The organism is Halomonas halmophila (assembly GCF_006540005.1).
Lineage (GTDB): Bacteria > Pseudomonadota > Gammaproteobacteria > Pseudomonadales > Halomonadaceae > Halomonas > Halomonas halmophila.
Window position 1 is genome coordinate 14160 of record NZ_BJOC01000031.1, and the last position, 14051, is coordinate 28210.

10 protein-coding genes and 1 tRNA gene are annotated in these 14051 nt (G+C 63.3%); 4 read left to right on the forward strand and 7 right to left on the reverse strand.

The genetic code is table 11. The annotated features are described in order from the left end of the window. Positions 1–14 precede the first annotated feature (14 nt). On the forward strand, positions 15–830 hold the full coding sequence (locus HHA01_RS11400) for an OmpA family protein (protein ID WP_141320795.1): 816 nt from the start codon (positions 15–17) through the stop codon (positions 828–830). Positions 831–903: 73 nt separating this feature from the next. On the opposite strand, the gene HHA01_RS11405 is transcribed toward HHA01_RS11400, so the two are convergent. The 5 genes from HHA01_RS11405 to HHA01_RS11425 all read right to left on the reverse strand — a co-directional run bounded on the left by HHA01_RS11405 (position 904) and on the right by HHA01_RS11425 (position 5525). Then, a complete protein-coding gene (locus HHA01_RS11405) occupies positions 904–1815 on the reverse strand; it encodes an SH3 domain-containing protein (RefSeq protein ID WP_141320797.1) in 912 nt (303 codons plus the stop codon). A gap of 125 nt (positions 1816–1940) precedes the next feature. Continuing rightward, complete coding sequence (locus tag HHA01_RS11410) at positions 1941–2348, reverse strand: hypothetical protein (protein ID WP_141320799.1); 408 nt, start codon at positions 2346–2348, stop codon at positions 1941–1943. A gap of 694 nt (positions 2349–3042) precedes the next feature. Then, positions 3043–3118 (reverse strand) — tRNA-Thr (locus tag HHA01_RS11415). 75 nt (positions 3119–3193) lie between these two features. Further along, complete coding sequence (locus HHA01_RS11420) at positions 3194–4504, reverse strand: glycine cleavage T C-terminal barrel domain-containing protein (RefSeq protein WP_141320801.1); 1311 nt, start codon at positions 4502–4504, stop codon at positions 3194–3196. A gap of 199 nt (positions 4505–4703) precedes the next feature. Further along, positions 4704–5525 (reverse strand): acyl-CoA thioesterase, encoded by an 822-nt coding sequence (locus HHA01_RS11425; protein ID WP_141320803.1) that lies wholly within the window; start codon positions 5523–5525, stop codon positions 4704–4706. Between the two features lie 92 nt (positions 5526–5617). Here HHA01_RS11425 and tadA point away from each other — a divergent pair, with 92 nt between their 5' ends. Beyond that, positions 5618–6097, forward strand: a complete 480-nt coding sequence (gene tadA / locus HHA01_RS11430; protein WP_218023808.1) for a tRNA adenosine(34) deaminase TadA — start codon at positions 5618–5620, stop codon at positions 6095–6097. Between the two features lie 12 nt (positions 6098–6109). Here tadA and mltF read toward each other — a convergent pair whose 3' ends face one another. Next, entirely contained in the window at positions 6110–7579 is a 1470-nt protein-coding gene (gene mltF, locus HHA01_RS11435) for a membrane-bound lytic murein transglycosylase MltF (protein WP_141320845.1), read from the reverse strand. 233 nt (positions 7580–7812) lie between these two features. Here mltF and purL point away from each other — a divergent pair, with 233 nt between their 5' ends. Continuing rightward, on the forward strand, positions 7813–11766 hold the full coding sequence (gene purL / locus HHA01_RS11440; RefSeq protein ID WP_141320807.1) for a phosphoribosylformylglycinamidine synthase: 3954 nt from the start codon (positions 7813–7815) through the stop codon (positions 11764–11766). Between the two features lie 102 nt (positions 11767–11868). Here purL and HHA01_RS11445 read toward each other — a convergent pair whose 3' ends face one another. Next, positions 11869–12069: a hypothetical protein gene (locus tag HHA01_RS11445; RefSeq protein ID WP_141320809.1), complete on the reverse strand. Its 201-nt coding sequence runs from the start codon at positions 12067–12069 to the stop codon at positions 11869–11871. A gap of 134 nt (positions 12070–12203) precedes the next feature. Between HHA01_RS11445 and radD the strand changes: the two genes are divergently transcribed. Next, complete coding sequence (gene radD / locus HHA01_RS11450) at positions 12204–13997, forward strand: DNA repair helicase RadD (protein WP_141320811.1); 1794 nt, start codon at positions 12204–12206, stop codon at positions 13995–13997. Positions 13998–14051 lie beyond the last annotated feature (54 nt).

The window sequence follows — 14051 nt, forward strand, 5'->3', positions numbered from 1 at the left end:
CAAGGGGATCAATCATGGAACATAGACGCTGTTGCACCACGGTACTGGCGATTGGAGCCGCCGGCATGATGTCCCTGGCCTTGCCGGGGTGTGCCACCAGCGGCCAGGGCGAGGCGGCAACCTCGCCCACCGCCGGGGCCGAGAGCGAGGTGACGTTTCCCGAGCCAGGCGATGCCTGGCTCGAACAGGGGACCTACGTCAACATCGAGAATCTGCGCAAGATGCAGGCCGGGGTCTCCAAGGATCAGATCTATGATCTGCTCGGGCGACCGCATTTTTCCGAGGGCCTGTTCGGGGTGCGCAAGTGGAACTATATCTTCCATCTGCCGGCCGGTGATGGGAGCTACATGACTTGCCAGTATCAGGTACAGTTCGATGACGCCATGCTGGCCGAGAGCCTGCATTGGCGTGAGTCACGTTGTGCCGCCCTGCTTGAGCCCCGCGCAGATGAACCGACACGTATGTCCCTGGCGGCCGATACGCTGTTCGATTTCGACAGCGCCCAATTATCGCCGGAAGGGAAACGGCAGGTCGACGAACTGGCAGAGCGTATCCGTAGTGACTTCGTTGATCCCGAGGTGATGGTCGTTGGCCACACGGACCGGCTAGGCAGTGATGCCTATAATCAAGCCCTGTCCGAGCGGCGTGCCGCTACGGTGCGCTCTGCCCTGATCGATAACGGCATCGAGTCGATGGTAATTCAAAGTCGTGGTTTCGGAGAACATCAACCGGTATCGCGTTGCGAGGGGAGTCGGGGGGCGATTGGATTGAAGGAGTGTCTACAACCCAATCGGCGTGTCGATATCGAGGTGAAGGGCGAGCAGCGCTGAGCCCGCCGGCTGTTTCGAACACTCCCATAGGGGCCTGGCTCCCAGGGAAGTGTTCACGCTGACGGGGGCGCCGTTACTCCAACAGGCTGGAGGATATCCAGCCGAGTCCTTCCTTTTGTGTCAGGTAGACTTGGCTCCAACCACCAGAGCTTCCCAGGATGCGTAAGGTATCGCCTTGATGAACCTTGGTGATGATATCGTGGTCGGTGGAATTGCCGGCACGAATGTTGGCGGTTCCCACCTTGACCTTCCTGGCTTGTAAATGCTCCAGGCTGCTGTCGATATTGTCGGCGGCGGCGTGGTTACCTTGCTGAGCCGACATAGCAAACCAGAAGACCGCCCAGGCGTGGTTGCTCTCTATACCCTTGCCCTGAGCGTACATGGCACCCAGATTGTTCTGGGCATAGGCATCTCCGCTTTTAGCTGCCTTTCGATACCATTTCATTGCTTGGGTATTGTTCTGCTCTACACCACGGCCATTTTCGTATAGTGAGCCAATATTATTCTGTGCGGGGGCCACGCCCTGCTTGGCAGCGGCTTCAAGCCACTTGGCAGCTACTGCATCGTTTTGCTTCACCCCTTTGCCTTCCAGATAGAGCAGTCCCAGCCGAAATTGGGCCTGGGCATTTCCTGCTTCGGCCGCGCGTTCATACCAGCCTGCTGCCAGCTTCGGGGCTGTATCCTCACCCGCAAGATACTGCTCGGCCAATGCCGTCTGGGCAGGAAGGTAGCCTGAATCCGCCGCCAGTGTGTACCACTTGTGGGCCTTCTCCAGGTTTTGGCTGGTGCCTTTTCCGCGTTGGTACATCTCGGCCAGGCGAAACTGTGATTGAGCGTCGCCTTGCTCGGCAGACTGGCGCCACTCGTAAAGGGCAGAAGCAAAATTGCCGCGCTGGTACTCGTCGGCTCCCTTTTCGTAGTCGGCGATAGCCAAGGGAGTAGTATGTAAGCAGAAGAGGCCTATGATGGCCTTTTTCCATTGCATGATTAGCCCCTTTTCGTTCGCAAGCATTACCCGGAACGGGCATGGTCTGCAGCAGGCGCCGGACAGTGCCCGGCGCCTGTCATGAAGGTATCACTTCCGTATCGATTTGGCACCGGGGCAGAGGGTTATTGAGCATTGGTGTTAGCGGACTGGCCGTCCTGCGACGTATTCTCCGATGAGGGCTGCTCCGATTCCATGCCCTGGGAGCTGGAATCGCCACCGGTGAGCATGTCGATGCGCTGGTGTGTCATGACACATATGATACCCGCGTCATTCTCGAAAATGGGGTAATTGGTGTCACAGTAAAGTGCTGCCGTGTTAAGTGTATTAAAGGCGCGTAGGTCACGCTTTGATGGTGTCAGCCTGGCCATGAATAGCTCTCCTTCTGGGCACTCCATTGCCTGTTTATCTGTAGTGGCGATGCACAGGCTTGACTGATCAATCTGGGCAGGTTCTGACTGTTCTGGCAGACACCCTGTCATCAGAAAGGAAAAGCCTAAAATCGCTACAGAAAGAGGAAGGTTGCGTATCATTATTGAGATGCCTTGTACGTTGGTGATGTTGTAGTACTTTATGGGTTTTTGGTATTATTGATAGTGTCTTATGAATTTTGAAGGACTATTTCGTTTGTAGCAAGGGGATGAGTGCAACATATCTCTTGGTCTGTTGGCGGGCTTTTGTGGTACTACGCCATCAATCCGGTTGTCATCTCAATGGTATCTTTGACGTCTCATGTTGGGGAGAACACGATGACGCTCAGGTTTTCCTGGTCGTGATCAGATTAAGTCGACCCCTGGCAGCAAGTGCTGACGAACCGGACCATGCTTTACCAAGGCTGTTCGTATCTTAGATCAGGTAACCTTCCCTGTTGTCGTAAATTGCGAACTCTGGCGGTCATAGGTTAACGCTGACCATGCAGGGTATCTGCCACGTCGACCAATATCGTAACGACGCGGCTTGTACCTATGGTGACAGGAGATACGCTTTGTTTGGTGCGTTTGCTGGACCAGGTGAGCACAGTATCGGCTATCGCTTACGTAAGTGTGCTGCATAAGGGCTGGTGCCGGTTATCTGGCTCCCGTTTAAGGCGTATCCTTGGGCTAAGAGTATGTTGGCTAACGGTGAAGCTCTGTATTGGCCATTACGGTGTGTGACGCCGATAAAGGGTGGACAGTAAAAGAACGGCCACCGCGTCAATGTGACGGGGTGGCCGTTGCCGTTTGTGGCTGGTGCCGGTGAGTGGACTCGAACCACCGACCTACGCATTACGAGTGCGTTGCTCTGCCAGCTGAGCTACACCGGCTTCATGCCGAGCGTAACGCCTGGCGTGCCGCTGTTTCCAGAGGCCTGCCTCGGCGAGGCAGGCCTCTGCCGTCCCTCAATAGGCATAGTCGCGACCGGCGGCCCTGGCGCGCTCGCGCGAGCTCGGGTTGACGGACTCGCGGAAGGGCATCTCGCATACGGTGGCGGCGACGGGCTGCCCCGGGATGTCGAGAAACTCGTCGGGGAGCCAGGCCACCAGCTCCGTGCCCAACACCGCCGAGGCGACCGGCACATAGGCCATGGCGATGTTGGTGCCGAGTTCCGGCGAGTACCAGGGCGAGGTGATCCAGCCGCAGGGGTCGCTCTCGGCGTCCGGGCCGACCAGCCAGAAGTCCGGTGCGTAGTCCTCGATGGGTTTGCCGTCGAGCTTCAGGCCCACCAGTTGGTGGGTGAAGGGCGGGTTGCCGGCATTGACCTGGGCACGCGTCTCTTCCAGTACGTCCTTGCCGATGTAGTCGGCCTCCTTGCCCTTGGGCACCATGTGGCCCAGGTTGCACTGAAAGGGGTTGGTCTCGTGGTCCAGGTCCTGGCCGTAGGAAAGGATGCCGGCGGCGATACGGCGATGGTGGGCCGGGGCGATGACCATCAGGTTGTATTTCTCGCCGACGCTTCGAATGGTGTTCCATACGGTCTCGGCGTTCAATGTCGAATCGTAGGCATAGACTTCGTAGCCCTTCTCGCCGGAGAAGCCGGTCTGCGAGATCAATACATCGACGCCCTCGATTTGCGCGGCCATCAGCCCGTAGTAGGGCACGTCGCGTACCGCCTCGCCCACCAGGTCGGCGACCAGGTCCTCGGACTTCGGGCCCTGGATCTGCAGCGGGCTGACGTCGATTTCGTCGATCTGTACGTCGTAACCCATGCCGTGGTTGATGCCGCGGAACCAGTAGGCCAGGTCGGAGTCGCTGATGGTGAACCAGAACTCGTCGTCGGCGACGCGCAGCATCACCGGGTCGTTGAGCACACAGCCGCGTTCGTCGCAGAGCACCACATAGCGACCCATCATCGTCGGGACCCGAGTCACGTCGCGGGTGCAGACGTAATTGCAAAAGGCCTCGGCCTCGGGTCCCTTGACGCGGATGGGGCGCTCCACCGCGACGTTCCACAGCGTCACGTCGTTGACCAGGGCGCGATACTCTTCCATGGCCCCGCCGTCCTCGGGGCGTACATAGGCGCGTGGATGGTACATGCGGTTGTAGACAGTCGCCTTCCAGCAGCCGGCCTCGACGGAGAGGTGCCAGTAGGGCGATTTGCGCACCCGGTTGGAAAGCAGCAGTTGAATGCCGGGGTCACCGCTCTGACGGAGGTTGACCGGCACCAGGCGATCACTTTGATCGATGGAAGTTTGGAAGTTGACGTTGGACATGGCGCGGCACTCCTCGTCCTTGGCTGAAAGTTCGAGACGGGTCTCATCACGAGCTCCTGGTGGATATCCGCTTGCCGGTGAGGGCCGGTGGTGGATGCAATCCGCCATTATTTTCAAGGTAGGAGTGCAGCTGTGTGCCAGCGTCTCCATGACGACGCTGGAGTTGCTGGTGGCGACACGGGGCCGGGATTGGCCTTCTTCAGGCGTCGGTATCGCGCACTCGCGTCAATCCTTCCTGAGCACTGGAGGCGACCAGCCGACCGCTGCGGTCGAAGATGCTGCCGCGACTGAAGCCGCGTGCGCCGCCGGCCCAGGGGCTGTCCATGTCATACAGCAGCCAGTCGTTGACCCTGACGTCATGGTGAAACCACAGCGAGTGATCGAGGCTGGCGATCTGCAGCCCGGGGTCGCCGAACTGGATGCCGTGGGGGACCAGTGCCGTGGTCAGCAGATTGAAGTCCGAGCTGTAGGCCAGCAGGTAGCGGTGCAGGGCAGGGTCGTCGGGCAGCTCGCCGGCCAGGCGGAACCACAGGCGCTTGCGGGCCGGCTGGCCGGGTTCGGCGCTGTCCTCGACATGGCGGAATTCGATGGGGTGGCCGGGGAAGCGGGTGATGCGGTCGTCGTCGGCCTCCGGCGCTTCCGGCGCGGCCACGTCCGGCATCCGTGGCTGGTGCGCTATGCTGGTTTCCTGGCCATGGAAGGAGGCGCTGCAGAAGAAGATTGGGCGGCCTTTCTGGATGGCGGTGATGCGGCGCGTGGTGAAACTGGCGCCATCGCGGACCGCATCGACCTGATAGACCACCGGCATCTGTGGATCCCCGGGGCGCAGGAAGTAGCCGTGCAGCGAGTGAACGCGACGGCTGGCATCGACGGTATGCGTGGCGGCCGAGAGCGCCTGGCCGAGCACCTGGCCGCCGAACAGCTGGGGCAGGCCCAGGTCCTGGCTGTGGCCGCGAAACAGGTTCTCTTCCAAGGGTTCCAGGGCGAGCAGTTCGACCAGGGCGTTTAGCGAGTCGGACATTGGAGGGGTATCCTTGATCCTTGACGCGTGCGGTATGCGTTGTGTCGCACGCCATTATCTTCATGTCGAGCAGTCTACTGGAGTCCAGGGTGATACGCAGCGATGAATACTACATGCACCGTGCCATGGATCAGGCCCGGCGCGCCGAGCAGGCCGGCGAGGTGCCGGTGGGCGCGGTGGTCGTGGATGCGGCCGGTGACATCATCGGCGAGGGCTACAATGCTCCGGTGTCGACCCATGACCCCAGCGCCCATGCCGAAGTGCGCGCCCTGCGCGATGCCGGCGCCAGAGTCGGCAATTACCGGCTGGAGGGGTGCAGGCTGTTCGTCACCCTGGAGCCCTGCCTGATGTGCACCGGCGCCATCATTCACGCCCGGCTGGCCGGTGTCGTCTATGGGGCCGCCGAGCCCCGCAGTGGCATGGTGGAGTCGCGTGCCAATCTGTTTGCCCAGCCCTGGTACAACCATCGTGTCGAGGTCACCGGAGGCGTGCTGGCAACGCGTATCGCCAAGCAGCTGAAAGGATTCTTCCACCAGCGGCGGGAAGGTCAGCGTGACGACAGTGCTGGATGACGGACGCCCTGCTCAGGATCTGGGGGGGATGACATCGAAGCTGCCGCTGCTCGGCACGGCATCCTCCGGCAGTCGCGCATTGATGGGATGGAACTGCTCCTGACTGCGGTCCACGTAGGTCAGGACTTCGTAGTAGCGGCGGATGTTGCGTACATATACCACTGGTTCGCCACCTCGCGCATAGCCATGCCGGGTCTGCTCGTACCACTGCTTTTCCTGTAGCAGTGGCAACGAGCGCCGCACGTCGACCCAGACATTCGGGTTGCCGCCACGCTGCTTGGTGATATCGCGGGCATCGTAGAGGTGGCCGAGGCCGACGTTATAGGCCGCCATGGCCATGTAGAGCCGATCCTTGCCCGTGATGGACTTGGGTAATCGTTGCTCCAGGCTGCGCAGGTAGCGCGCTCCCCCCTTGATGCTTTGCTCGGGGTCGAGACGGTTGTCGACGCCCAGGTCACCGGCGGTGGGCAGGGTCAGCATCATCAGACCTCGCACGCCGGTGGGCGAGGTGGCCTTGGGGTCCCAGTGAGATTCCTGGTAGCCCACCGCGGCCAGCAACTTCCAGTCGAAGCCGTTGGCACGCGCCGCTTCACGAAAGAGCTCGGCGTAGTCGGGCAGTCGTTGCTTGGCATGCTTGATGAAGGTGCGGGCGCCAACGTATTCGAGATAGTTGTCGCGGCCGAAGTAGCGAGTCTCGAGGCGCTGCAGCAACCCGGAACTCTGTATGTCGGCCAGAAAGCGGTTGGCCTCGCGGACCAGGCCGAGACCCTGGCCGGCGGGGAAAGCCCAGGCCAGCGAGAGCGGCTTGCCCAGCGTGAAACCATCCTCCACCTCCGGGAAGAAGAGCCGGTTGAGGCGGAATTGACGCTGGTAGACCACGGCAGCATCCAGCTCACCGCTCGCCACCCGGCTCAGCAGGGAGGCGATCTCCATGTCGTTGGATTCCTTCCAGCTGAGCTCGGGGTGCTCGGCCTGCAGCTCGCGCATCACGGTGTCGGTGCCGGTGCCGCTCAAGGTGCCGACCTCCAGCTCCACCAGGTCTGCGATGCTCTCGGGAGGCGTGATGCCGCGGCGATAGACCACGAGCGGCTGCAGCGGCATGATCGGCCGACTGAAGATCAGGCCGTCGCGACTCGGGTCGAGGGGCAGGGCGGCTGCTCCCATGTCGCCCTGCTTGCGCACCGCATCCAGTACTTCGCTGCTGTTATGGCCATCGTTCAGTGCCAGGCTGACGCCCAGATGGTCGGCGAAGCGCCGCATCAGTTCGTATTCGAAGCCGGTCGGACCCTGGCGGCCTTCGTAATAGGTGGTCGGCGTGTTGCGGGTTTGCACGCTGATGAAGTCGCGCTCCAGCACGTCCTGCAGGTGCTCGCCCGGCTGACGATCCGGGGACACCGGCAACATGGCCAGCAGCATAGCGCTGCACGCTGTCAGGTAGCCACGCCAGTGGCGACGGAAATGGGCGAGCCAGGTTGCGGACATAGTGGCGCTGAGCGGTGAAGGGATCTTCACCTTACCCAGCGAACCCGCGCCTGTCATCATTCCCGATTTCTCGCCATCCATGCTTTCCAGTATCATGTGGCCATTCAGTCGCCGCTGGATCCATCCCGATGCGGCTCCCCGAGGGCGTGTGGCGGGGAGATCCGGGTCGAGGTTCGGCGTTGTCGGCGCTTTATGCTTCCTTCACATTTCGCTTGCTTCAGAGGTCCGAGGATATGCTCGAACTGCGCGGTGCGCCCGCCCTATCCGCTTTTCGTCACGCCAAGCTGCTGGAAGCCCTGTCTCGCGTGGCGCCAGGTGTCGAGACGCTGGAAGCCGACTATGTGCACTTCGTTGACCATGAAGGCGAGCTGGCGGAGTCGGAACAGCGGCTGCTCGAGGGGTTGCTCGACGATGGTACGTCGCCTGAGGCAAGGTCGAGTGGTCGGGGGCATCTGTTTCTGGTGGTGCCGCGCATCGGCACCCAGTCGCCCTGGTCGTCGAAGGCCACTGATATCGCCCATAACTGCGGACTGAAGCGGATTCGTCGACTCGAGCGCGGTATTGCTTACCGCGTGCGGTTCAGCGGCGAGTTTTCCGAGGCAGACTTCGAGGCCGTCACGGCGCAGTTGCATGACCGCATGACCGAGACCGTGCTGTTCGATGCCTCGGATGCCGCCAAGCTGTTCGAGCATCATCAGCCGGCGCCGCTCGGCAAGGTGGCCCTCCTCGAGGGCGGTCGCGAGGCACTGTCCACTGCCAACGTCGAACTGGGTCTGGCCCTCGCCGAGGACGAAATCGACTACCTCTGCGAGGCGTTCCGCAAGCTGGAGCGCAATCCCACTGATGTCGAGCTGATGATGTTCGCCCAGGCGAACTCCGAGCACTGTCGTCACAAGATCTTCAATGCCGACTGGGTGGTGGACGGCGAGGCCCAGCCGCGTTCGCTGTTCAAGATGATCAGGAACACTTATGAAAGCTCGCCGGACGATATCCTCTCGGCCTACAGCGACAATGCCGCGGTCATTCGTGGCAGCGAAGCGGGACGCTTCTTCGCCGCACCCTTGACCGGCAAGGCAGCCGAGAGCGCTGTCTACGGCACGCATCAGGAGTCCGTGAATATCCTGATGAAGGTCGAGACCCACAACCACCCCACGGCCATTGCGCCGCACCCCGGGGCGGCCACCGGGGCCGGCGGCGAGATTCGCGACGAGGGCGCCACCGGCATCGGCGGCAAGCCCAAGGCCGGCCTCACCGGTTTTACCGTTTCCAACCTGCGCATTCCCGACTTCGTGCAGCCCTGGGAGGCCTTCGATTACGGCAAGCCCGAGCGCATCACCAGCGCGCTGTCGATCATGCTCGAAGGTCCCATCGGGGGCGCCGCCTTCAATAACGAATTCGGGCGCCCGAACCTGACCGGCTACTTCCGCACCTTTGAGCAGGATGCGCTGGGCGCCGAGGGCATCGAGCGCCGCGGCTATCACAAGCCGATCATGATCGCCGGGGGCTACGGCAACATCCGCGAGGATCACGTTCAGAAAAGCGAGATTCCGGTGGGCGGCAAGCTGATCGTCATGGGCGGGCCGGCCATGCTGATCGGGCTGGGCGGCGGCGCGGCCTCGTCGATGGCCTCGGGGGCGTCCAGTGCCGATCTGGACTTCGCCTCGGTGCAGCGCGGCAATCCGGAGATGGAACGGCGTGCCCAGGAAGTCATCGACCGTTGCTGGTCCCTGGGCGATGGCAACCCGATCTGCTTCATCCATGACGTCGGCGCGGGCGGGCTGTCCAATGCGCTGCCGGAGCTGGTCAAGGATGGCGAGCGCGGCGGGCGTTTCGATCTGCGTGAGGTGCCCAATGCCGAGCCGGGCATGAGCCCGCTGGAAATCTGGTGCAACGAGGCCCAGGAGCGCTATGTGCTGGCCGTGGCGCCGGAAAACCTGGCGGCCTTCGAGGCGCTGTGTCAGCGCGAACGTTGCCCCTATGCCGTGGTCGGCGAGGCCACCGAAGCGCACCACCTCGAGGTGCGTGATGGCCACTTCGAGGCGACCACGGCGCAGACGCCGCCGGTGGATCTGCCGATGAGCGTGCTGTTCGGCAAGCCGCCGAAGATGCAGCGGGAATTCGCGCGGCAACGCCGCGACCTGCCGGGCATCATGCTCGACAACCTGGATCTGCGTGAGGCGCTGGATCGGGTCCTGAGCCTGCCCACCGTGGCCTCCAAGAGTTTCCTGATCACCATCGGCGATCGCTCGATTACCGGTCAGGTGGCACGCGACCAGATGGTCGGCCCCTGGCAGGTACCGGTGGCCGATGTGGCGGTGACCACGGCGACCTTCGACACCCATGCCGGTGAAGCCATGGCGATGGGCGAGCGGCCGCCGGTGGCGCTCATCGACCCGGCGGCCAGCGCCCGTCTGGCGGTGGCCGAGACCATCACCAACCTGGCCGCCGCACCGATCGCCAAACTGGGCGACATCAAGCTGTCGGCCAACTGGATGAGTGCGGCCAGCCACCCTGGCGAGAACCAGGCGCTGTATGACGCCGTGCATGCCGTCGGCATGGAGCTGTGTCCGGCGCTGGGGATTGCCATTCCGGTGGGCAAGGATTCGATGTCGATGCGCACCGCCTGGCAGGCCGCGACCGGCGACGCCGGCGAGCTGGAGGAGAAGAGCGTCACGGCACCGCTGTCGTTGATCACCACCGGCTTCGCACCGGTGACCGATGCTCTGCGCACCCTGACCCCCGAGATCGACATGGCGCGGGATGAATCCGACCTGATCCTGGTCGACCTGGGCGGCGCTCGCAACCGTCTCGGCGGCTCGGCGCTGGCGCAGGTCTATGGCCAGGTCGGTGACGAGTGCCCGGATCTGGACGACTCGGAGGATCTCAAGGCGTTCTTCTCGGTCATCCAGGGCCTCAATGCCGATGGCAAGCTGCTGGCCTATCACGATCGCAGCGATGGTGGTTTGCTGGTCACCCTGCTGGAGATGGCCTTTGCCGCGCATGCCGGCCTGGAAATCAAGCTCGACTGGTTGATCGACGAGCCCGGCGAGGCCGTCAATGCGCTCTTCGCCGAAGAGCTCGGGGCGGTGATTCAGGTGTCCCGCGAGCACACCGAAGAGGTGCTGACCCAGTTTGCCGGCGCCGGGCTCGAGACCTGTGGGGTCATCGCCCGTCCGCGCTATGACGACCAGGTACGCGTCACCCTGTTCGAGGAGCCGCTGCTCGAGACCACGCGCATGCTCACCCAGCGCACCTGGAGCGAACCCAGCTATCGCATGCAGGCGTTGCGCGACAACGCCGACTGTGCCAAGAGCGAATTCGATGAGCTGCTGGATGCGCGGGACCCGGGCCTCTCGGCCACGCCGAGCTTCGATGTCGACGAGGATATCAGCGCGCCCTTCGTCAACACGGCCCGTCCTCCCATGGCGGTGCTGCGCGAACAGGGCGTGAATGGCCATGTGGAGATGGCCTGGGCCTTCGACAAGGCCGGGTTCGAGGCCGTCGATGTGCACATGAGCGACATTCTCGAAGGACGCGTCGGCCTCGAGGACTTCAAGGGCCTGGTGGCCTGCGGCGGCTTCTCCTATGGCGACGTGCTGGGGGCCGGCGGCGGCTGGGCCAAGTCGGTGCTGTACAACGCGCGGGCACGGGAGCAGTTCGCCGCCTTCTTCGGTCGTGACGACAGCTTTGCCCTGGGCGTGTGCAACGGCTGCCAGATGCTCTCGCAGCTCAAGGAGCTGATTCCGGGCGCCGAGCACTGGCCGCAGTTCCTGCGCAACGAGTCCGAGCAGTTCGAGGCGCGGGTCTCCATGGTCCGCGTGGAGCAGAGCCCGTCGATTCTGCTCGCCGGCATGCAGGGCTCGAAGCTGCCGATCGCCGTGGCGCATGGCGAGGGTCGCGCGGCCTTCCGTGACACGGCCCACCTGCGCCAGGTGCAGAGCAGCGACCAGGTGGCGTTGCGCTACCTGGACAATCATGGTCAGTCGACCACGCGCTATCCGGCCAACCCCAATGGCTCACCGGCGGGTATCACCGGCCTCACCACCCCGGACGGCCGGGTGACGATCATGATGCCGCACCCCGAGCGCGTGGCCAGGGCGGTGACCAACTCCTGGCGCCCCGCCGAGTGGACGCAGGATGGTGCCTGGATGCGCATGTTCCGCAACGCCCGGCACTGGCTGGGCTGAGTGGCGCCGGGCCTGACCTGACGCCGTAACGCAAGACGCCGGCGCCCGTGGAGACAGGCGCCGGCGTCTTGCCCATGCACTCAAGCATCGCGGTGATGCGTCTTAGGCGTCGTCCTTGTGCTTCAGGCGTGACTCTACGTCATCGAGCAGATCACGGAGCTGGGCCTGAAAATGGTCGAAGCGGCCGAAGTCGTGATCGCATTCGTCACAATAGACGTGATACTGCCCTTGCCGTCCGGGTGGCACGCGCTTCCTGCGGCTACCGCACTCCGGGCATTCAGGGCCAGTATGTTCGGTGGTCATGATGAGCTCTCCTTTTCAATCGAACACTTCAGGTATCGTGCCGACAGGCCGGAAAATCAAGCTTGACGGCATGATGTAGTAAATTTTGGCATGAAACCCGGCAGAATGGCGAGTCGGTATCGCGCAGAGGCCCCATGAACGCTGTTGTTCCTCCCCAATTGCGGCCCTACCAGCAGGCGGCGGTGACGCGCGTCGTCGAGCACTTTCGTGCCACGCATGACCCCGGGGTGGTGGTGCTGCCGACCGGCAGCGGCAAGTCGCTGGTGATCGCCGAACTGGCCAGGCTGGCACGTGGTCGCGTGCTGGTGCTGGCGCATGTGCGCGAACTGGTGGAGCAGAACCATGCCAAGTACGAAGCCTATGGGCTCGAGGCGGACATTTTCAGTGCCGGCCTGGGGCGAAAGCAGGCGGCGCGTCAGGTGGTGTTTGGCTCGGTTCAATCGGTCGTGCGTAATCTCGAGGCCTTCGATGACTCGGCAACGGCTTTTTCGCTGCTGGTGATCGACGAGTGTCATCGCGTCTCGCTGGACGAGAACTCGAGCTATCGGCGCGTCATCGATGCGCTGAAGCGCTGTAACCCGAGCCTCAAGATACTCGGCCTGACGGCCACGCCCTACCGGCTGGGGCAGGGCTTCGTCTATCATCGCCACCATCATGGCATGGTGCGCGGTGATGAAGACTGCTTCTTCCGCGACTGTGTCTTCGAGCAACCGCTGCGGCTGATGGTCAAGCAGGGCTATCTGGCCGAGCCGCGCCGCGTGGATGCGGCCGTGGCCCGCTATGACTTCTCGCGGCTGGCGCCGGGGGCGGGCGGTCGCTACCAGGAAGCCGAGCTGGATCAGGTGGTGGCCGGCAACCGCGCGACCCCGGCCATCGTCGCCGAGGTCGTCACGGCCGCCGCCGAGCGCCGGGGCGTGATGCTGTTCGCCGCCACCGTGGCGCATGCCGAGGAAGTCCTGGGGTTGCTTCCGTCGGGCGAGGCGGCGCTGATCACCGGGGCCACACCGTCTGAAGAGCGCCAGGCGCATATCGCGGCCTTCAAGGCGCAGCGTCTCAAGTACCTGGTCAATGTCTCGGTGCTGACCACCGGCTTCGATGCGCCCCATGTCGACCTGATCGCGATCCTGCGACCCACCGAGTCGGTCGGGCTCTATCAGCAGATGATCGGTCGCGGCCTGCGCCTGGCCGAGGGCAAGCAGGACTGCCTGATTCTCGACTATGCCGGCAACCCCTGGGATCTGTATGCGCCCGAGGTGGGGAGCCCGCGGCCGGCGTCGGATACCGAACCGGTGCAGGTGCCGTGCCCGGCCTGTGAGCACGCCAACCTGTTCTGGGGGCGACGTGACGGCGAGCTGGTCATCGAGCATTTCGGGCGGCGTTGCCAGGGGCTGGTCGAGGATGACGACGGCCGCCGGCGGCAATGCGACTTTCGCTATCGCTTCAAGGAGTGCAAGGAGTGCGGTACCGAGAATGATATCGCCGCGCGGCGTTGTCATGGCTGCCAGGCGATGCTGGTGGATGCCGACGACAAGCTGCGCGAGGCCCTGAAACTGCGCGATGCCATGGTGCTGCGCGTGACCGGCATGCAGCTCGAGGCCACGCACAACGGACGCGGCCTGCCACGCCTGAAGGTGACCTATCATGACGAGGACGGCGAGACGCTCAGCGAATGGTTCGCCCTGGAGAGCGCAGCCCAGCGTGGCGCCTTTGCGGCGGTATTCCTGCGCCGCCACCTGCGTGCGCCCGGCAGCGACTGGTGGCCGGGCAGCCCGACCGAGGTGGTGGCGGAGCGTCGTCGCCTCAAGGCCCCGGACTTCGTCATCGGCCGCAAGGTCGGGCGTTACTGGCAGGTGCGCGACAAGCTCTTCGAGTACGAGGGGCGCTATCGCACCGCCGCAGCCGCCGAGGCGGTGCATGGCTTACCTTGAGGGGGGCGGTCTTGGTAGACTCTCCCCTTTGACGAGAGGCGCACTCCCGCCCGG

Excerpts from the sequence above, each read along its gene's own strand:
- HHA01_RS11445 (WP_141320809.1), bottom strand. The coding sequence starts at position 12,069 with ATGACCACCGAACATACTGGCCCTGAATGCCCGGAGTGCGGTAGCCGC.
- radD (WP_141320811.1), top strand. The coding sequence starts at position 12,204 with ATGAACGCTGTTGTTCCTCCCCAATTGCGGCCCTACCAGCAGGCGGCG.
- HHA01_RS11420 (WP_141320801.1), bottom strand. The coding sequence starts at position 4,504 with ATGTCCAACGTCAACTTCCAAACTTCCATCGATCAAAGTGATCGCCTG.
- HHA01_RS11405 (WP_141320797.1), bottom strand. The coding sequence starts at position 1,815 with ATGCAATGGAAAAAGGCCATCATAGGCCTCTTCTGCTTACATACTACT.
- HHA01_RS11425 (WP_141320803.1), bottom strand. The coding sequence starts at position 5,525 with ATGTCCGACTCGCTAAACGCCCTGGTCGAACTGCTCGCCCTGGAACCC.
- purL (WP_141320807.1), top strand. The coding sequence starts at position 7,813 with ATGCTCGAACTGCGCGGTGCGCCCGCCCTATCCGCTTTTCGTCACGCC.
- mltF (WP_141320845.1), bottom strand. The coding sequence starts at position 7,579 with ATGTCCGCAACCTGGCTCGCCCATTTCCGTCGCCACTGGCGTGGCTAC.
- HHA01_RS11400 (WP_141320795.1), top strand. The coding sequence starts at position 15 with ATGGAACATAGACGCTGTTGCACCACGGTACTGGCGATTGGAGCCGCC.
- HHA01_RS11410 (WP_141320799.1), bottom strand. The coding sequence starts at position 2,348 with ATGATACGCAACCTTCCTCTTTCTGTAGCGATTTTAGGCTTTTCCTTT.